The organism is Burkholderia lata, assembly GCF_000012945.1.
Lineage (GTDB): Bacteria > Pseudomonadota > Gammaproteobacteria > Burkholderiales > Burkholderiaceae > Burkholderia > Burkholderia lata.
Map to the genome: position 1 here is coordinate 1760379 of NC_007511.1, position 20135 is coordinate 1780513.

At 66.1% G+C, this 20135-nt stretch carries 10 protein-coding genes and 2 pseudogenes; 9 read left to right on the forward strand and 3 right to left on the reverse strand.

All coding sequences use genetic code 11. The features are described from left to right. Positions 1 to 7 precede the first annotated feature (7 nt). From BCEP18194_RS30575 to BCEP18194_RS30590, 4 genes are all read left to right on the forward strand, one after another. Entirely contained in the window at positions 8 to 2230 is a 2223-nt protein-coding gene (locus BCEP18194_RS30575; protein ID WP_244273112.1) for an SWIM zinc finger family protein, read from the forward strand. A 168-nt stretch (positions 2231 to 2398) separates the two neighbouring features. After that, on the forward strand, positions 2399 to 6667 hold the full coding sequence (locus BCEP18194_RS30580) for a WGR and DUF4132 domain-containing protein (protein ID WP_011355162.1): 4269 nt from the start codon (positions 2399 to 2401) through the stop codon (positions 6665 to 6667). A gap of 89 nt (positions 6668 to 6756) precedes the next feature. Further along, on the forward strand, positions 6757 to 7806 hold the full coding sequence (locus BCEP18194_RS30585; protein ID WP_050781626.1) for a hypothetical protein: 1050 nt from the start codon (positions 6757 to 6759) through the stop codon (positions 7804 to 7806). A 509-nt stretch (positions 7807 to 8315) separates the two neighbouring features. After that, positions 8316 to 10358 carry a sensor histidine kinase gene (locus tag BCEP18194_RS30590; protein WP_011355165.1) on the forward strand — a complete coding sequence of 681 codons (2043 nt, stop codon included), beginning with the start codon at positions 8316 to 8318 and terminating at the stop codon, positions 10356 to 10358. Here the strand turns inward: BCEP18194_RS30590 and BCEP18194_RS30595 are convergent. The 3 genes and pseudogenes from BCEP18194_RS30595 to BCEP18194_RS30605 form a co-directional block, all read right to left on the reverse strand. After that, positions 10325 to 10984 carry a response regulator transcription factor gene (locus BCEP18194_RS30595; protein ID WP_011355166.1) on the reverse strand — a complete coding sequence of 220 codons (660 nt, stop codon included), beginning with the start codon at positions 10982 to 10984 and terminating at the stop codon, positions 10325 to 10327. The genes BCEP18194_RS30590 and BCEP18194_RS30595 overlap by 34 nt on opposite strands. Before the next feature lie 296 nt (positions 10985 to 11280). Beyond that, positions 11281 to 13215 carry a S53 family peptidase gene (locus BCEP18194_RS30600; RefSeq protein ID WP_011355167.1) on the reverse strand — a complete coding sequence of 645 codons (1935 nt, stop codon included), beginning with the start codon at positions 13213 to 13215 and terminating at the stop codon, positions 11281 to 11283. Between the two features lie 1073 nt (positions 13216 to 14288). Next, positions 14289 to 14690 (reverse strand): annotated as a pseudogene (locus BCEP18194_RS30605) (ISNCY family transposase); the annotation flags it as partial. Between the two features lie 190 nt (positions 14691 to 14880). Between BCEP18194_RS30605 and BCEP18194_RS42485 the strand changes: the two are divergent. The 5 genes and pseudogenes from BCEP18194_RS42485 to BCEP18194_RS30630 all read left to right on the forward strand — a co-directional run. After that, positions 14881 to 15000, forward strand: a pseudogene (locus tag BCEP18194_RS42485) (IS5/IS1182 family transposase); the annotation flags it as partial. Between the two features lie 684 nt (positions 15001 to 15684). Beyond that, positions 15685 to 16968 carry an acyl-CoA dehydrogenase family protein gene (locus tag BCEP18194_RS30615; RefSeq protein ID WP_041493303.1) on the forward strand — a complete coding sequence of 428 codons (1284 nt, stop codon included), beginning with the start codon at positions 15685 to 15687 and terminating at the stop codon, positions 16966 to 16968. Between the two features lie 57 nt (positions 16969 to 17025). Beyond that, complete coding sequence (locus BCEP18194_RS30620) at positions 17026 to 17523, forward strand: PhzA/PhzB family protein (RefSeq protein WP_011355171.1); 498 nt, start codon at positions 17026 to 17028, stop codon at positions 17521 to 17523. An 89-nt stretch (positions 17524 to 17612) separates the two neighbouring features. After that, on the forward strand, positions 17613 to 18170 hold the full coding sequence (locus BCEP18194_RS30625) for an isochorismatase family protein (protein WP_269466155.1): 558 nt from the start codon (positions 17613 to 17615) through the stop codon (positions 18168 to 18170). After that, positions 18167 to 20098: a phenazine-specific anthranilate synthase component I gene (locus tag BCEP18194_RS30630; protein ID WP_011355173.1), complete on the forward strand. Its 1932-nt coding sequence runs from the start codon at positions 18167 to 18169 to the stop codon at positions 20096 to 20098. The genes BCEP18194_RS30625 and BCEP18194_RS30630 overlap by 4 nt, the downstream gene beginning before the upstream one ends. Positions 20099 to 20135 lie beyond the last annotated feature (37 nt).

Genomic DNA, 20135 nt, shown 5'->3' on the forward strand with positions numbered 1-20135 from the left:
CGCGCCGATGCGTGACGATCTGCTCGAACTGACGCCGGAGGCGCTGACCGCGCTCGCCAATGCCGGGTTCGTCAAGCGGGCACAGAAGGATGTCGCGGCCGGCGCGTTGCCGGCACTGGCTGTCGACGGCGACGGTACGGTGCATGCGTCGTTCGACGACGGCGTGCGGACCAGCCTGCCGCCGGGCCGAACGTTGCGCGATGCCGCATGCAGTTGCACGGCAAGCGGCATGTGCCGGCATCGCGTGATGCTGGTGCTGGCCTATCAGGCGAACATGCAGGCGAACGAAGCGGTCGATGCGACCGATTCGGCCGATGTGCGTGCGGGCGGAGACGGCAAGACGGAGCCGGTCGATACGCGCGACGAAGCGGCACGCAATCCGAATGACGTGGCGCGCGACGGCCCGGACTTTGCACCGCCGGATGACGACACGAGCGGCACGTCGTCCGCGGATCGTGCATGGAGCCCCGCCGATTTCGACGATGCCGCGCTGGCGGCGAGTTTCGCGCCGTCGGTGCTCGAACAGGCCGTGCGCATGGCGGCGGCGCGGCCCGTCGTGGCCGTGCAGCCGTGGGCCGGCGCGCAAGGGTCCCCGGTTGCACGACTGCCGATGTGTACGGTGCGGTTCTTCTCGCGACGCTCGCTTGCGCATGCGCGCTGCGATTGCCGGCAGGGCAGCGGCTGCGCGCACGTGGTGGTCGCCGTCTGGGCGTTTCGCCAGGCCGGCGCACCGGCCGACGGCGTATCGGAGGCGATCGTCGAGGTGCGTCCGCCGGCCGGCGACGAAGGCGAGAGCGACGACGACCGCTCGCCGTTGCGCGACGATGCGGCGCACGCGTTGATCGCCGACCTCGACACGCTGGTGCACGCGCTGTGGCTGGACGGCTCGAGCCAGCCGCCGATCGCGCTCGCCGCACGCGTGGAGTCGCTGCGCGGCCGCCTGCGCGAGCGCGGCTGGCAGTGGGTCGACGACGCGCTCGACGAAGCCTGGCAGCTGGTGCACGCGCAGCATGCGCGCAGCAGCCGTTTCGAGCCGCTGCGGCTCGTGCGCGTGCTGGCCGAACTGTGGGCGCGCCTGCGCGCGGCGAGGTCCGCCGCGACGCAGCGCGACGGTGCCGCGGTGCCGGCCCGCCAGATGCTCGGCATCGGCGTGAAGGGCGAGGTCGAACTCGATCATCTGCGGCTGGTGTCGCTCGGCGTCGAGCTGTGGGCCGACGACGCGGAAGAGGGGGCGAGCGTGCTGTTCGCCGATCCCGACACGCAGACCGTGATGGTGCTGACGCGAAACTGGCCGCGTGCCGCCGACGTCGCGGCCGGCGGCCGGGCACCAGATCTGGCCGGCCGCCGCGTCGCGGGTTTTCCGTTGCGGCAGATCGCGGCCGGGCAGGTCGTCACGAAAACCGCGAAGCGTCGCGCGAACGGTGCGGTCGACATCGCGGCCGGCGTACGGCAGACGGGCGTGCTGCCGCTGTCACCGAAATCCTGGGACGATCTCGCTGCGCCGATCCGCCAGCCGGGCATCGCGGCGCTCGTCGCGCACCTGCGTGACGCGCTGCCCGATTTCGTGCGGCCGAGACAGGCGGCGAATGGCGCGGCGGCCGGCGCAGCCGGGTCGCTGCACGTCGTCGCGTTCGAGCCGATGGTCGTGCGCTCGGTCCATTGGGATGCGGCCGCGCAGGTGCTGCACGCGCGGCTCGCGCAGGGCGAAGCCGGTGCGGCCGACGCGGGCGGCGAAGATGTGCTGCATCTCGCGCTGCCGCATCGCGCCGTGGCGCCTGGCGCAGTCGATGCGCTGGCGCGCGCGTTGTCCGGCGAATGGGGCGCGTTGCGCGCACTGGCGGGCACCGTGCGCCTGCACGCGGGCACGGCCGTGATGCGGCCGCTGGCCGTGCTGACCGCGCAGCGCGCCGTCGTACTGCAGACCGAGGCGGCGGCGCCGCAACCGCTGCCGCTGGCCGGCGGGCGCGAGCCGTCGCCCGCGCTGGTCGCGCTCGCGGAGGACACGCTGGCGCTGCTGGCCGAGTGGCTGAGGCAGGGCATGCGCCACCAGGGCGGCGGTGCGGTCGAGCGCGCGCTGGCACAGGCTGCGCGGCTGGAGCGGGCCGGCCTCGCGCATGCGGGCCGGCTGCTGCGCGCGCTGGCTGACGGCCTGCGTGCCGCGCAACCGGCGTCGCTTCTGGCGCAACTGGGTTCGCTGACGTTGCTGCTGCTGGGCATCGTCGAGCAATGACGGCATGACCGTCGACCGGGCGAGCAGGCAGCGCCCGACATCGCGAGTCGTCGTGCAAATTGCACGGATCGCGGGATGAATGAACGAGAGGGCGTCGTGGCTGCGTGGCGGCCACGACATGCAGGCGCGGCATCGTGCTGCGTCGTCGATCCGAGTGAGAGGGAACGGATGCGTCGTTTTGAACTGATCGAAGGCAATTCCAGCAAGTTCTGGGAAGTGGAGCAGGACGGCTCCGGGCTCAATATCCGCTGGGGCCGCATCGGCACCGCGGGCCAGAGCCAGACGAAGGCGTTCGCGGACGACGCGAAGGCGCGCGCCGCGCTCGACAAGCTCGTCAAGGAAAAGACCGGCAAGGGCTATGCGGAAGTCGCGGTGGCGGCCGGCACCAGCATCGGCGCGACCGCCGCGAAGCCGCCGGCCGCCGTGCCGTCGGCCACTTCGACCGCCGTGCCGGAGGGGGCCGCAAAGGCAGAGGCAGAAACGGCCGCGAGCGCGCAACCCGCAGCGGCGAATGTCGCGCATGGTGCGCCGCCCGCGCCTCCGGGCCAGCCGGCCGCGTTGGCGCCGCTTTCGACGGCCGCATCAACCACGGCCCCCGCACCCGTGCCGCCCGTCGCCACCGAAAGTATCGACGCCCAGTGCGAGCGCGTCTTCGAAATCATGCGCGCGCAGATCGCGAACGGCGAGATGAAGCCTGGCGAGAAACTGACGGTCGCTGCGATCAAGCGCCGCTATAACGTCGGCGACCAGGGCGCCGCGATGGCGTTCGACCTGCTGAAGTCGCGCCGTCTGCTGTACGGCTGGGGAACGTCGGCCGCCGTGCACGACCACGCGCAGGCGGCAGCCGTGGCGCTGGGCGAGTCGGTGGCGACCGAGGCCGCCGCACTGGCGCCCGCCGCACCCGCGGTCGCCGACACGGGCGCACCGCCGTGGCTGGCGCACGGCGACCCCGTGCGCCTGTCGCCGCAGATGCAGCGCGAAGCCTATGCGTCGCGCCGCTTTCCCGTCGAGGTGACGGTGCTCGACGTGCGCGCCGCGTGGCTGAAGATCGAAGGCAAGGACGGTTACTCGATCGACATCGGCGCGACCGATGCGGCGCTGCGCCCGGCCGTCCAGCGGATGCTCGACCGGCTGGCCGCGCGCACGCCGATTGCCGGTCCGGTGGCGGATGCGGAAGCCGATGCCGCGCTGTTCGCGCTGGCGATGACCGTCGGCGACTATCACGGCGAAACCACGATCAGCCGCCCGGTCGTCGATTACCTGGTTGCGCAATACGGCTTGACGGGCACGATCGACGTGCTGCTCGATGCGTTGAAAATCCAGGTGCATGCCGACTACGACCGTCAGGCGCAGCGCCGCGTCCACCGCTTCACGACGAATGTCGAAGGCCCGGTGCGCGGTAGCTGGCGCGGGCCGATCGTCGGCAGCGAGGCGGCGCTGCGCGAGCATCTCGCCGCCGCGAGCGAGGCGGACTGGCAGGCCTGCGTCGACAGGAGCGAGGCCGCGTTGCCGATGCTGCACCCGACCCGCCAGCCGATTCCCGCACTGTTGTTGCCCGATGCGCCGCACGTGTCGAATGCCCTGGTGCGCCGGCTGGGTGCCGAGCGCGACGTGCCCGAGACGCTGCACTGGATGTTGCTGACCGCGACCGATCCCGATGCGATCGCGATCGCCGCGAAAATCCGGCCGGACAGCTATGGCCATTCGTTCTGGGGGCTGTCGCGGATGGTCGCGACTGCGCTGCGCGAGCGCGGCGCGGCGGCGTTCGACGTGCTCGAACGCGGCGCCGCCGACGATGCGGCGGGCGACGCGCTCGCCGCGATCGGCACGCCCGACGCGGTGGCGGCACTGGCGAAGGTCGCGAGCGGTTCGAAGGGCGCACTCGCGCGCCTGTCGCTGTCGCTCGATCGCTGGCCGGTGGCGGGCATGGTCGCGCTGTCGCGGCTCGTGGCCGCGGGCGGCAAGGATGCCGGCCTGCTGACGCCGAGCCTGACACGCCTGCTGCGCGCGCATACGGCGCACGTCGACGGGCTGCGGCCGTGGCTCGACGCACCGGCACAGGCGGTGATCGACAAACTGCTCGCGCTGCTGGCCGGCCCGGCCGACGTCGCATCGACGGACGAATTGCCGGGCGTGCTCGCCGCGCCGCCGTGGCTTGCCGCGCGGCAGAAGAAGGCCGCTGCACTGACGCTGGAGCCGCTCGAGCTGGCGGCGATCGAATGCTGGGACGAAGCGAAGCGCAACCACGCGAAAACGCCGGACCAGTGGGAGGCGAAGCGACTTGCCGAGGCGGCGAAGAACACGCTGACGCTGGCCGCGGGCCTGGGTTTCGACGCGAGCAAGAAGTACTACGGGCCGCTCGGCGAGGCTGCGGCAAAGGCGATCCGGCAAGGCGACGCGCCGGCGTTCGTCACCGCGTGGCGCGCGATGATCGACGAGCGCAAGCGCGAGCGGTACTTCTGGTACTCGCTGCGCGCCGAGTACCTGACGCTGCTGCCGGCCGCGGTGGCCGTCGACATCTGGAACGCGATCGCAGGCGACTACAGCACGGCCGGCGTCAACATGCTGATGGCGACTTTCGGCTTGCCCGCGTTGCCCGGCCTCATGGCAACCGTGCGCAGCAAGCCGACGGAGAATTTCAGTTACGCGCTGAACTACGGCGCCATCGAATGCGCGCCGATCGCGGCCCGCGCGTTCGCGAAGCTGAAGACGTTGCGCGACGACGGCCGTGCGTGGCTGCTGAAGTTTCCCGAGCATGCGGCCAGCGGCCTGATCGCGCCGTCGCTCGGCAAGCCGGGCGAAGCGCGCGACTGCGCCGGCACCGCGCTGCGTTTGCTGCAGGCGAACGGCCACGAGGCGCTGCTGATGGACGTCGCCTCGCGCTATGCCGACGCCGCGGTGCCGCAGGCGGTGCGCGCGGTGCTCGACGAGAGCCCGCTCGACCGGTTCCCGACCAAGCGCAGCAAGCTGCCCGAATTCTGGCAGCCGCGCGGCTGGCGCCGGCCGGTGCTGAAGAACGGCAAGGCGCTGCCGGACGATGCGCTCGACCCTCTCGGCCAGATGCTGACGTTCCCGACCAGTGAAGGGATCTACGGCGGCATCGACATCGTGAAGGACGCATGCACGGCGGAGTCGCTGGCCGACTTCTCGTGGGATTGCTTCAACGCATGGCTCGATGCCGGCGCGCCGGGCAAGGAAGGCTGGGCACTGAACGCGCTGGGCCTGTTCGGCAACGACGACACCGCACGCAAGCTGACGCCGCTGATTCGCACGTGGCCCGGCGAATCGGCGCACGCACGCGCGGCGACCGGCCTCGACGTGCTGGCCTCGATCGGCAGCGACGTCGCGCTGATGCTGCTCAACGGCATCGCGCAGAAGGTCAAGTTCCGTGCGCTGCAGGACCGCGCGCGCGAGAAGATCGACGCGATCGCGGAAGCACGCGGGCTGTCGTCGGAGGAGCTGGAAGATCGTCTCGCGCCGGATCTCGGGCTCGACGCGCAGGGCACGATGCTGCTCGACTTCGGTCCGCGTGCGTTCCGGGTCGGCTTCGACGAGACGCTCAAGCCGTATGTGCGCGAGACCGGTGCCGACGGCGTGGCCGGCGCGCGGCTCGCGGATTTGCCGAAGCCGAAGAAGACCGACGATGCGGAGAAGGGCAAGGAAGCGGTCGAGCGCTTCAAGCTGCTGAAGAAGGATGCGCGCACCATCGCGAGCCAGCAGCTCGCGAGGCTCGAGGTGGCGATGTGCGGCCGCCGCCGCTGGACGCCGGAGGTGTTTCGCGCGTTTCTCGCCGAGCATCCGCTGGTGCGTCACCTGGTTCAGCGTCTCATCTGGGGCGTGTACGAAGTCGATGACGGCGGCAACTTCGGCGGCACGCTGAAGGCTTGCTTCCGCGTGGCGGAAGACGGCACCGCGGCCACGGCCGACGACGACGCGTTCACGTTGCCGGAAGGCGCGACGATCCGCATCGGCGTGCCGCATGCGCTGGAGATCGCGCCGGCCGACGCCGCCGCGTTCGGGCAGGTGTTCGCCGACTACGAGCTGCTGCAGCCGTTCGCCCAGCTCGGGCGCGACGTGTACCGGCTGACCGACGATGAGCGCAACGGGCGGCTGCTCGAACGCTGGAAGGGTGTCAAGGTACCGACCGGCCGCGTGCTCGGGCTCGTCAACAAGGGCTGGCGCCGTGGCCAGGTGGAGGATGCCGGCTGCATCTGGTATTTCACGAAGCCGCTCGGCGCGGGCAAGGTGATCGAACTGTCGCTCGATCCGGGGATCATCGTCGGGGCGGTCGACATGTATCCGGATCAGGAGCTCGGTGCGTTGCAGGCCGGCTCGCCGTCGAACTGGGGCAGTATTCGCGAGGCGGATTCGCTGTCGACGCTCGACGAGATCTCGGCGAGCGAGTTGATCCGCGATCTGGAGGGGATGCGCGAGTAACACGCGCTTGCCGCCGAGGCGGGCGAGTGCTGCCCCGTCCGCTTCGACTACGCCGATATCGCACGTTCTTCCTTGCACCGACACCCGCCATGACGCCGCTGACACCCGAACTCCTTGCCGTCCTGCACCGGCCCGTCCTCGACGAAGCCGATCTCTTCACGATGGACGATTTCTTCGAACTGACCGAAATCGACGAATTGCGCGAGCAGGCGCAGGACCCTGCCTGCGCTGACGCCATCCTGCACGCGTGTGCGGCCGAGCTGCCGGCGCTGCACCCGAATCGCGCGGCGTTGCTGGCGCTGCTCGGTGGCGCGATCGTCGAGCGCGGGGCCGATCCGCGCATCCTGTTTCCGGCCGCGCAGGCGAGGCTTGGGGCGTGGTTGCCCGAACTCGCGCCGTTTTGCGCACGGGCGGTCGAGGAGGGCGACGATGAGGCCACCGACGACGAACGGCGCGACTGGCAAGCAGCTCAGCAGCAGCTCGATGCACTGGGCGCGCAGCAGCGTTGGGAGGTCGATGCGTTGCGGGACGCGGTCGATACGCTGGTGCTGCCGCTGATGGCGATGCTGATGCGCAGTCAGGACAATCACCGCGATCTCGTCGCCGATGCTGCCTTGCAGTCGTTGCTTGACCGGATGGCCGATAACGACAGTTTGCCGTTCGACCAGTTGTACTTTCTGTGCCTCGCGTCGGCGATGAGCAACGAACCGGAGTGCGTCGTCGTGCTGCCGGCTTCCGGCACCGGCTTCGTGGCCAGCGTGCATGCGGTCAACAATACGTTCCACGCGTTCACGCTGTTGCAGCGCCTGATCGGCGAGCACGCGCAGACGCTGCGCGTCGGCAAGCCGATTGCGCCGAGGAGCGGTGACGAAGATCAGGACACGTCGGAGTTTCACTGGCTGCAGGCGCATGCGTATGAGAACGGCGTGCTGGTCCACAACCTGGCGCTCGCTTGGGGGGAAGCGCCGCTGCGCAGCCACCGCAAGCACGGCCAATGCGTGCTGATCGCGCTGGACACGGAAGAGGGTATCAAGCGGAGCTGGAACGGCTTCAATGGTGTCTGTCATCCGGCGCAGAACCCGTCCGTGACGCTGGTGCGATTCCTGACGCCGGATGAAGTGGCTGCCTATCTGGCCTGACGCAGGGTGTTCATCTGAATTCGCACGATCGAGAGGCCGGGCACCGCGGCGCGTCCGGCCTCGCCCGGCCCCATTGGGCCAGGCGAGGCTGGAGAAGGACGAACCGCTGCCCGTCATCGTCGCGCGCAACACCACCGAAGCCCGTCCAATCCTGCCGACCTCCGTCGGTGGCGACGGCATTGCTGCTCAACGAGCGCCTCGTGCCTGATTTATTGTCAATGCTCGTCGGAATGCCGCCGCCAGCCCGGCCATATCGTTGTTTTCGGCGTCGATGCGCCGTCGTCGTGCGGGGCGTAGGCAAGGGTGGCGCCGCTGGTCAAGGGTTTCGGGCATTCACTGGCGGCGAACCGCGCCCGGGCCTCCTTGATTGGCGTGCATCTTAAATGAGCGTGCGCCGCGAAAACTGACAAGTTCTGACATCCGGGGTGCGGGCGGCGTCGGGGTGCCGGCGGGCGTCGCGTGTTCGGTTATAGTGTCGCCCGATCGCAGACACCCGTACGAATCGCGTGATGTTCCGGCTCATCTTCCTCATCTTGATTACCTGGGCCTCGGGGGCCTTCGCGGCCACGCCGATTACGCTGCCGGACGGCGGGCAGGTCAGCATCCGCAACGGCTGGGATCTGTTGCGCGATCCGGGCGACACGCTCACGGTCGAGCGCGTGTCGCAGCCCGGGATCGCGCGCGGGTTCGTCGGCCAGACGTCGGAGCCCGCGCTCGGCTACGTCAACGGCGCGGCGTGGCTGCGCCTGACCGTGACCCGCCCGGCGAGCGCACCGCCGATGTGGCTCCTGGAATTGCGGTCGTCATTGCTGAACGACGTCACGCTGTACGTGCCGCAGCCGGGCGGCGGGTACCAGCGCCACGTCGCAGGTGATCGCAAGCCGGTGGAACAACGCGACATCGCGTACCGGAACCCCGTGTTTCGCCTGGACCTTCCGGCGGGCCAACCGGTCACGCTCTATCTCCGAATCCGCAGCACCAGCACCATGAGTTTCTCGATGGCGCTGTGGTCGCCCGACGCGTTCATCTCCGCCACGAGCAAGGAATCCTTGCTGTTCGGCCTGCTGGACGCCGCGCATCTCGTGCTGCTCGTCTCGAGCCTGTGGCTGTTCCGGGTGACGCGCGATGCGTCGTTCGGGCTCTACGGGCTGAGCGTCGTCGTGAACCTGCTCACCGCGCTCGGCGCCGAAGGCTACATCTATCAGTACCTGCTGCCGGATTTTCCGGCCGCGAGCAATGCGGTCTACCTGCTCAGCTGGCTGCTCGGCACGCCCGCCGGCACGCTGTTCACCGCGCACTACCTCGGCCTGTTCAACGGGCGCTGGCGCCGGCCGACGATCGCTTTTTCCGCACTGACGATCGTCGTGGCGCTGGCTGTCGCGCCGCTGATGCTGGTCGTCAATGTCTGGTGGGTGCGGCCGTTCTACCTGTTCTGGCAGATCGCGGTCATCCTCGTCACGATGGGCGTGTCGCTCTGGCTCACCGCCCGCGGCTACCGGCACGCGCGCGTGGTCGTGCTCGTGCTGCTGCTGTTGCTCGGCGGCAGTGCGTTACGCGTCGCGCGCAACGTGGGCTGGATTCCGCCGGGCCTGCTCGCCGACAACGCCGGATACCTGGGGATGCTCGCATTCATGCTGATCATGAATTCGGCGATCAGCTCGCGCTACAACGCGATGCGCAATGCGATGGAAACGGCACAGGCCGACGCGTTGCGCGTCGCCCGCCAGGCCGAGCGCGATCTGGAAGCAAAGGTCGCGCTGCGCACCCAGGCGCTGCGGGAGGCGATGGAGCAAGTGGAAGCATCGCTCGCGATGGAAAAGCGCGCACAGGACGAGCAGCGCCAGCTTCTGGCGACCGTCTCGCATGAGCTGCGGACGCCGCTGGCGGTCATCGATGCCACCGCCCAGAATCTTGACCTCGACGACTCCGGCAGCGATCCGCTGACCTCGTCGCGCTACCAGAAGATCCTGCGCGCGACGCAGCGCTTGACGGTACTGATCAATGACTCGCTGCACGAGGACGGGTTCGAGCTGCTGCGACGCGGAACCCGCATCGGCGACACCCGGCTGGCGGCGCTGCTCGACGATGCGGCCACCGCCGCCGGGGCGCTGTCCGATGGCCACCGCCTCGAAATCGACGCGAAAGACCTGCCGGACGCCTTCGCGTGTGACAGCAGCCTCACGCGCCTCGTGCTGCGTACCCTTGCCGACAATGCCGTCAAATACACCCCCGGCGGCACCCGGATCGTGCTGCGCGGCCGGCGTGTGCCGGGCGGTGTGGAGCTGGAAGTCGAGGACGACGGCCCCGGCATTGCGCCGGCGGACCTGCCATACGTGTTCGAGCGCTTCTTCCGCGGCCGCAACGTGGGCCGCAAGCCGGGAACGGGCCTCGGTCTCCCGCTGGCACGCCGCATGGTCGAGATGCAGGGCGGCACGTTGAACCTGGTCAGTGAAGCGGGGCACGGCTGCCGGGCGACGGTCTTTTTGCCTGCGAACGCGGAGAGGGCGGCCGTTGCCGGTCAGGCGAGCATCAGCGGCGCGGCGAACGTGTAGCCGGTGCGATGGACGGTCTTCAGCGGTAGTTCCGAGCCCGCCTCGCTGCGCCAGCGCTGCCGCAGACGGCTGACCATCGTTTCCAGCCGGCGCTCGTCGTAGTCGACCCAGTCGAACCCGAAATCCTCGGCGATCTGCCGCCGGCTCACCGCCTTGGACGGATGCCGCGCCAGCAGGGCGAGCAAGGCGATCTCGCTTGCCGACAGTTCGAGCCGGCCGCCGACCGGCGCGGACAGCACGCGCGCCTGACAGTCGAGCCGCCAGTCGTTTGCCACCCGGCGGCCGAGCGCCTGGAGAATGGCGTCGAGTTCGAGCAGTTTCACCGGCTTGACGAGATAGTGATCGGCGCCGCCGATCAGGCCGTCGATCTTGTCCTGTGTGTCACCGCGGGCGGTCAGCATGACGATGCCGCAGTCGCGATGCCGGGCCCTGAGCCACACGGCCGCATCGAAGCCGCTCCCGTCCGGCAGCATCACGTCGATGATCGCAAATGCGAGATCCGACGCGCGTTCCTGGAACTCCGCGACCGTGCCGGCCTGATCGACCGTCCAGCCGCGTTTTTCCAGGAACGCGGCGATTTCCTCGCGCAACTCGACCTCGTCGTCGAGCAACAGCACTTTGGCCATACCGCTACCTTGGATCCGCGTTGTGTGGTTGCGGAGTCTTTGCTTATGTCTGTTCCGATTGGTGGTGCCGCCGCGTTGGATAACGCGATGCAGCCGTCATCGGCCCCGCGTTTTCCGCGCGCTTTGCAGGCGCGGGGATTTTAGCCGAACGAGGCGGCTGCGGTCGTGTTTCGCGGCAAAAAATCGAGGTGCGGGATGAATGTGAGGCTGGCCCCGGTAAGCAGCGCCATCCTGTGAGCCCGACTTTGCAATGAGAGGCGCGGCGAGCTTGCCGCGCCCCATCGGGTCGTGCCGCGTTACTTGACGGAGCTCGCGCTGACCTTCGCGAAATCCAGGCTGCCGAAGCCGGTGTCGTCGTCCCAGCCGGCCTTCGCGGTGTAGCCGTGGCTACTGTAGCCGTTGTTGCCCGACGTCACGTCGTGGAGCAGCGACGTATTGGTCGGCAGGCCCTGGTAGAACGCCGAAGTCGGCAGGCCGAGGCTGTTGTTGTTGGCCGATTCGACGCGTGCCCAGCCGCCGACGAAAATCGGCGACGCGAGGCTCGTACCGCCGACGAGCTGGTTCGTCTGCCCGTTGATGACGATGTACGCGCCCGTCGCCTGCGCGGCGTCGAACGCCACGTCGGGCAGCACGCGCTTCGTCACCGTGCTGCCGAGCGCGGCGGTCTGCCAGCTCGGCGCGGTTTCGAACGCGCTCACGCCGCCGCCCGTTGCCCAGATCCGCACGGCGTTGTCGACCGGGTTGCCGTTGCTGTCGAGGTCCGCATAGGCGACGCCTTCGTTCCACACGGTTTCGCCGGCCCACGTCGTGGTGCCGGTGGTCGAGAGCGTCGTGCCGCCGACGGCGACGACGTACGGCGAGCTCGCGGGCGACGACACGCTGTACTTGGACAGGTTGATCGTCGTCTTGACCGACGTACCGTTGTACGTGCCGATATAACCGGGTGCGCCCTGCGGTGACGTCGACCACTGATAGACGCCTGCATCGCCGGCCGAGACCGAGAAGACTTGCCCTTGTGCGACAGCCTGCTTGAATACCGCGTCGTCGGCCGCGAGCGAGCCGTCCGAGTTGGCGGCCGTTTCGTCGAGGCCGAGCGACACGTTGATGACGGTCGCCTTGTTGTCGGTTACCGCCTTGTTGTAGGCGGCAGTCAGCGTCGCGTCGGTGAGGCCGCTGTCGTTGCTGTCGCCGTTGATGGCCGAGTAGAAGATCAGCTGTTTGACGCCGCCCGAGGTGCCGATGATGTCCTGGCTGTCGAGATCCCACTCGCCCGGATCGCCGTCGTCGGCCAGCGTACCGGAGCCGCCCGCGACCACCGCCGTGTTGACGGTTGCCAGGCCGGCGTTCTGCGTGAAGGTGTTCAGGTCGGCGATGGTCTGGGTCATGTCGCCCCAGGTGATGATGCCCACCGTGGTATTGGTCGCGGCGGGCAGGCCGCTCGCGTCATAGATCTTTGCGAAATCGGTCGGCTGGTGGCCGACTTGCGAGCCGGCGGTCGCATTCTTCGAGACCACATTCGGCTCGACGGCGGCGGACGGCGCGAAACGGTGGAGCAGGCGGTGCGGCACGGCAGCGTTCTGCAGGCCGAGCACCGAATCGACGACCGGGCCGAGCGACGCCGGGATCAGCGCTGCCGAATCGTTCGCGTAGACCGGCTTGCCTCGATAGTTGAAACGCTTGATGCTCGCCTGGAAGCCGCGCTGCACGTTACCGGCATTACCGTCGGCGGCGATCAGTGTGTTGTTGTCAGAGACCGTGATGTTGCTGAAGCCGTTCGCCTTCAGGTGAGCGACTACGGCCGCGACCTGCGCGTCGGTCGGCGAGAAGCGAGCCTTGAACTGGGCCGGCGTGAGGTACTTGTGATAGCTCGCGCTACCCGGCTGGTTGACGTCGCGAAGGAAGGTGTCGAGCTGGTCCGCGTTGCGGTTCTTCAGGACCACGGTCACGTGCAGCGGCTGGCTCAATTCCAGCGGCGTCACGTGCGTATCGGTGAGCGCCGGCGTGCCGACGCTGTTCAGCGAGTAGCTGGGTGCCGCGGCGGACGCGGCCAGTGCCTGCGAGGCGGCGGTGGCCGGTGCATTCGACAGGAGGAACGCGCTGGTGCGCGTCTGGACCCAGTTGGTTGCCGCCTGGGCGGACAGCGGGACCATCGTGGCTGCTACTCCAACTGCAATTGCCGTCAGCGCAAAGCGTTGCAGGCGTTTGCGATTGACGTATTGAGTTCTCTGCATTGTGAGCTCCGAGATTTCGACGAAGAACGGGTACAGCGCGCGGCCCGAATCGCGGGTAGCGAAGGGCGGCCGATGCAACCTGACGCAAGCCAGAACGATCAGCAGAATTCAAGGCGACATAGGTATTCCTCCCCACCCACCATCAGAATCGGAGGCCAGTCGGGTATCGGGCTCGCGTATCGCGGGCACCGATTCTGCGCTCGGCCCTCTTGTTTGTCGGGCCGTGCCGCGATCCTGCGCGCGGCGGTCCGACAATTGCGTTGGGTACAGTCCACGGTTTGCGGATAGAACCGCTTCGATTCGTTATCTATTGATTAGGAATGCAATTTATTAGAGTCGGAAAAGACGATATTGCGATGCCGTTTGACGACCTGGGCTGCTACGGTTGTTCCAGGCGATTGCAATGCTGCATGCGGCTGACGAGGCAACTTCGCGTGGCGCGAACGGTGCGGCTCGGCAAGCCAGGCGCGGCGGATGAAACCTGCCATGCCTTCAAGCAAAACGCGATGCTGGCGACTTCCTTGCGACGCATCCTAACGAAACGGTCCAGCCTGAAGCGAAGCTGGATGACGGTGAATCGAGAACCTTTCCCTGGCGGAAGCAATTGCAGCTTTGCGAATCGGATATCGCTCTCGCAATGTCGTAATTAAAATGGAAGTTATTTGTCGGGTTTTTGGTTTATTTGCGCCATTCAAACTCCCATCGGTATTTCTTGCGGGGAAAGATAGCAAGGAAGAAAACGGAGCGTCAAATATTTTTTGATGAAATCTAAAATGTTTAGATCGCGGTTTGGCGGGGTTGCCGAGAAAGGTTTCAAAGCTTGCAGTAGTCGTAAGTAGAACGTAGGGGCGTCACGCAGAATGCGCGTGGCGACGTGAACCGGTTCCTTGGGTGAACGTCGCTTGGGTGGGGAATCAAGAGGCTCGCCGACGTTGTTCGTTCGAGCGAGGGAGCGCTGTATACACTGGATAGCGCGACAACGAGTGATCTATTGACATTGACAGCGGCAATGCGCGTGGGACGAGGTCGTGCAACACTGCCAGCGATTTCGATACCCGACGTGTTTCACGTCAGGTCAACACCATGTTCAGATTCTCGTCATCCCGCAGCGGCCGATGCGCATTGAAATCGCTCTTCGACGGCTTCGCAAAGTGCGTGTTGTAAGCAGCGATGAAGGAGGGCGCATAAACGTTGGCGTCGTTGACCGTGCTGATTCCGCGCAATCTCAACTCCTTGACCAGTCGATCCTGCCGCGTCTGGTGCGCACGCTCGACGCGCTCCCTGGCCGAGCTACTGTTCGCGCAGAGCGTGTCGATGTTCAGCTCGTACATCGCCCGACCAAAATGCGTCACGCCTTTACCTGGCGTCGCCAGTATGGCCTTTACAGTAGAACATGCCGGCCTTGTCGCTATAGAACGCGATCGGCTTGCCGTGCGAACCGACGGGGCCTCGAAATAGCTGAACGTCGATTCGGTGGTCTCGTGCCACCACTAGCATGGCTGGTTCGTCCGTGATGTCGAGCCACTTCAGGGCGGTCGCGGTAAATGACGTGTCGTAACGCGATGCGCAGTAGCTGAGCAAGTCGATTTTGATCGGTTCCTGACCGTCTCCTTGGCCAGCCGAATGCCATCGGCCGGTGCCGAAGTCGGTCAGCGACAGCACCACGCGAAGCGCCGGACGGAACACGGTAGCGGGCTCGGCACATTTCGTCGTCTTCGCATTCGCTTTGAGCGTCGAGCCGACATTCACGAAGCGTTCCTCAAACCGGGTTGCGCGATTGTCTGATGGGTCAGATTCGGGTATGTCGATTATATTTTTAAAATAATCTTCAAATGTATTTCGCTCGTGATCTCATTTTGTTTGGTGTGGTATAACCCGTCAAGTTTGACAGGTGATTATTTCTTGAGTTTATCCTACGCTTAGCCGTCCTTTATGGGAGCCATGGGAATGCCAAGCATAATGGGGCGGTATTTACATTTGTGTCATTAAATGGGGCGGGAAACCTGATGGCCCCGGTTTACGCCGAAGGCTTGCCTCGATTTGTTAGATACAGCTCGGCGCCCGCTAAATAGGATCGAGAGTTGGAAGTACAGGCGAAGCTGAAAAACGTTTGCGGTGCCCTGTTGTGTAAAGAGGCGCCGAGACGCCCCACCAGTCAGGCTTTGAACCGGAACTCGACGAGGCAGTATTGCTTACGAAGGGCTGACATGTTCGGTCGAGTTAAATAAAAACGTAACAACAATTTAATAGCACCGAAATAAAAATGCCTTTTATGATTGGTAAGGCAAAGCCAGATACCGATCTCATGGCTGTTGTTGCGCGATATTTTCAGAATTCCGAGTGTTCGCACTAAAAATGGTGGTTCTTGTTTGTTTCGATTTCCTGGTTAATTGATAGTTAAATTTATCGCAGCCATTATTGTTTTAAATTTTTTAACAATAGGAATTGTAAGTTTATTCTGGAGATGCCGTGAGCACGATACAGACCTCGCAGTGCATGACTCGTGAAATGACAAATGAACGCACCTCGCAGGATGGGAATTCGGCCGGACATGACGCCATTGCGCTCGATGAATCGGTGGTCGAGCATGAGCAATTGATCGCGAAGGCGGCAGAAGTCGCCAGCGTGCTCGCGGAAGAATCGCGCGCTGCCGATACCGGGCGCCGCCTGACCGAGCGTGCCGTCGCTGCTCTGACCGAGGCGGGTCTGATGCGGCTCTTCACGCCGCGCCGGCTCGGCGGCTACGAAGCGGGTCCCGCCACGCTGTTTGACGTCTGCTACGAGCTGGGGCGCGGCTGCTGCTCGGCGTCGTGGGTCACGAGCGTGCTCAACATGGGCAACTACATGATCGGTCACTTCCCCGAGAGTACGCAGGACGACGTGTGGGGCGGTAACCGCGACACGCGTACCGCGCTCATCATTGCGCCTTCGCGCGCCCAGGTCGAACGCGTCGACGGCGGTGTCGTGGTGACGGGAGAGTGGGCTTATGCATCGGGCAGCCTGCACGCCGAATGGATCGGCGCGCTGATCCCGAAAGGCGTCGATGCCGACGACGAGACGATAAACCTGGTCCTCATGCCGATGAGCGAGCTCGAAGTCCGCGACTCCTGGCATATCACGGGCATGCGCGGCACCGGCAGCAACACGGTAGTGGCGAACCGGCTGTTCATTCCGCGCCATCGCGTGACACCCTACGCGCCGATCGTGCAGGGCCGGTCGCGCCTGCCGTCGGAACGGCACCGTTTATATAGCGGCGCGTTCTCAGGCTTGCTGTCGATCGGTCTGCTCGGACCGCAACTCGGGGCGATCGTCACCGCGCTGGAACTCGTGCGCGATCAGGCCCACGAGCGCCGCGTCGCCTCATCCACGTTCAAGAGCCAGGCTGTTTCGCCGGCGTTCCAGACCGATCTCGCCGAAGCTTCGATGATGATCGACGGCGCGCAGCTGCACGCCCGCCGCATCGTCGAAACGGTCGAACACCACGCAACGGCCGGCGTCCTGCCCGACGAAGTGACGCGTTCGCGCTTTCGGATGGAATCGACGCGCGTCACGCGCCTGTGCCGAGAGGCCATCGATCGCCTCATGACGGCCTACGGCAGCGCCGCCTTCATGGAATCCAATCCGCTGCAGTTGATCTGGCGCGATCTGAACGTGGCGAGCCGCCACGCGGGCTTTGGGATGGGCATTCCGCAACTTGTCTACGGCCGCGCGCTCGTCGGCCTCGATCCGCGCGAAATCAGCTACCTCGTGTAATCCCACGCAGCCTCCCGGTTCCCGGCGGGGCGGCGCTCTTTGACTTCAGGAGCTTGCATGTCAGACGTCGAATCCCTCGAAAACACGTCGGAAAATCGCGCGCAAGTCGCGGCCCGACAGCACAACCGCAAGATCGTCGAGCAGTACATGCACACGCGTGGCGAAGCGAGGCTCAAGCGCCACCTACTGTTCACGGAAGATGGCGTCGGCGGTCTGTGGACGACCGACAGCGGCCAGCCAATCGCGATTCGCGGCCGCGAGAAGCTCGGCGAGCACGCCGTGTGGTCGCTGCAATGCTTCCCCGACTGGGTCTGGACCGACATCCAGATCTTCGAGACGCAAGACCCGAACTGGTTCTGGGTCGAGTGCCGCGGCGAAGGCGCGATTGTTTTCCCCGGCTACCCCCGAGGCCAGTACCGCAATCACTTCCTTCACTCGTTCCGCTTCGAAAACGGACTGATCAAGGAGCAGCGCGAATTCATGAACCCTTGCGAGCAATTCCGTTCGCTGGGTATCGAGGTTCCCGAAGTGCGCCGGGATGGTCTACCGAGCTAACGCATACCCAATGGAGGAGACGAATGGCTGGTATCCCGTCGATTCAACCGTACGCGCTGCCCGATTCGAGCAGCCTGCCCGAGAATGTCGTGTCATGGCGTGTCGACCCGTCGCGCGCGTTGCTGCTCATTCATGACATGCAGAACTATTTCCTCTCGCCGTTGCCGCCGACGCTGCGCGAGACGTTGACGACCAATGTCGCGTCGCTGCGCAAACGGTGCAAGCAGGCCGGTATTCCCGTCGCGTACACGGCTCATCCCGGGCGCATGACCGAGACGGAACGCGGTTTGCTGCGCGATTTTTGGGGGCCGGGCATGGAGACGACGCCGGCCGATCGGGACGTCGCCGAGGCCGTCGGCCCGTCCCCGGATGACTGGATGCTCACGAAGTGGCGCTACAGCGCATTTTTCCGCACCGACCTGCGCGAGCGTATGCGGGAGAGCGGTCGCGATCAGCTGATGCTGTGTGGCGTCTACGCGCACATCGGCGTAATGATGTCGGCTGTCGATGCGTTCACGAACGACATTCAACCGTTCTTCGTTGCCGATGGCGTGGCGGATTTTTCCGAAGACCATCATCACCAGGCGCTGGAATACGTGGCCCAGCGTTGCGGCAAGGTGGTGAGCACCGAGGAGGCGCTGGCATGAATGCCGCTCCGAACCGCAACCTTTTCGATCGCGTCCTCCACGGACAAGCGCCGTGCTTCGCGTTGATCGCGCGTTCGACGGGTAGCGCCGGAGAGCGCGCGATGATCGACGTCTTCGCCGGCGCGGTTTCCTATCCGTCTTCCCTGGCCGAGCTTCCGTTGGCCGCGCCGACGGCGACGGGCGCGGACCGTCAGGAGCTGCTTGTGATGGTGCCATACCGGCAGCTGCACGAGCGCGGCTTCAAGACACACGACGACGGCGCTCCGCTCGTCGCCATCACCTGCGACGAGCACGAAACGGTGTCCGCGCAGCTTGCGCTCGCCGCCATTCCTGATGCCGATACCGCGCTCGGCGAGCGTCACTTCGATATCGACGACGAGGCCTACGCCGAGATCGTCGAGCGCGTCATCACCGACGAGATCGGCACCGGCGCGGGCTCGAACTTCGTCATCAAGCGCACGCTCGAGGGCGATCTCGACGACTATTCGCCAGCCAAGGCGCTGGCGGTCTTCAAGCGTCTGATGCGCCGGGAGGTCGGCGCGTACTGGATCTTCGTGATTCATACCGGGGAACGCACGTTCGTCGGCGCCACGCCGGAGCGCCACCTGACGCTGCATGAAGGTTGCGCGACGATGAACCCGATCAGCGGGACTTATCGGTATCCGCAAAGCGGGCCGACGATCGATGGGATCAACGCTTTTCTCGGCGATCGCAAGGAATCCGACGAGCTGTACATGGTGCTCGACGAAGAGCTCAAGATGATGGCGCGCATCTGCCCGGCCGGCGGGCAGGTCACGGGGCCGCACTTGCGCGAGATGGCGCGGCTCGCCCACACCGAATATTTCATCGTCGGGCACACCGAAGCCGATGTTCGCGACTTGCTGCGCGAAACGATGTTTGCGCCGACGGTCACCGGCAGTCCGATCGAAAGCGCGACGCGCGTGATCGCGCGGCACGAGCGGGCCGGGCGCGGCTACTACAGCGGCATTGCAGCGCTGATCGGCCGCGATGCGCGCGGCGGGCGCACGCTCGACTCCGCCATCCTGATCCGCACCGCGGAGATCGACCGCGCCGGCCACGTTCGCATCGGCGTCGGCTCGACGCTCGTCCGGCATTCGGACGCGGTATCGGAAGTCATGGAGACGCATGCCAAGGTGGCCGCGCTATCGAACGCATTCGATCCGCCGGAAGCCGGCCCGGCGCTCGGCCAGCATCCATCGGTGCAGGCGGCGCTGCGCGAGCGCAACGAAGGCATTGCGGACTTCTGGTTTCGGCCGTATGGCGGGCGACAAGGCGAGATGGCCGATGAGTTGGCTGAGTTGAGCGGCTGCCGCGCGCTCATCGTCGACGCCGAAGATCACTTCACGGCGATGATCGCCCAGCAACTGTCGTCGCTCGGCCTCGCCACCGAAGTGTGCGGCGTTCACGACGCGGTGGACCTTGCGCGTTACGACGTCGTCGTCATGGGGCCGGGCCCGGGAGACCCGAGCGACGCCGGCGATCCGCGCATCGCCCGCCTCTACGCGTGGCTGCGGCATCTCATCGACGAGGGCAAGCCGTTCATGGCCGTCTGCCTGAGCCATCAGATCCTGAACGCCATCCTCGGCATTCCGCTCGTTAGGCGCGAGGTGCCCAATCAGGGCATCCAGGTCGAGATCGATCTGTTCGGCCAGCGTGAGCGCGTGGGCTTTTACAACACGTATGTGGCGCAGACCGTCCGGGACGAAATGGACGTCGACGGCGTCGGCACGGTGGCCATCAGTCGCGATCCGCGCACGGGTGAAGTGCATGCCTTGCGCGGTCCAACGTTCAGCTCGATGCAATTCCACGCCGAGTCGGTTTTGACCGTCGACGGGCCGCGCATTCTCGGCGAAGCCATCACACACGCGATACGCCGCGAAAAACGCATGACGGCGTTGACCGCCTGACGACTCTTCACGCTTTTTATAGAACCCTACAGGACAC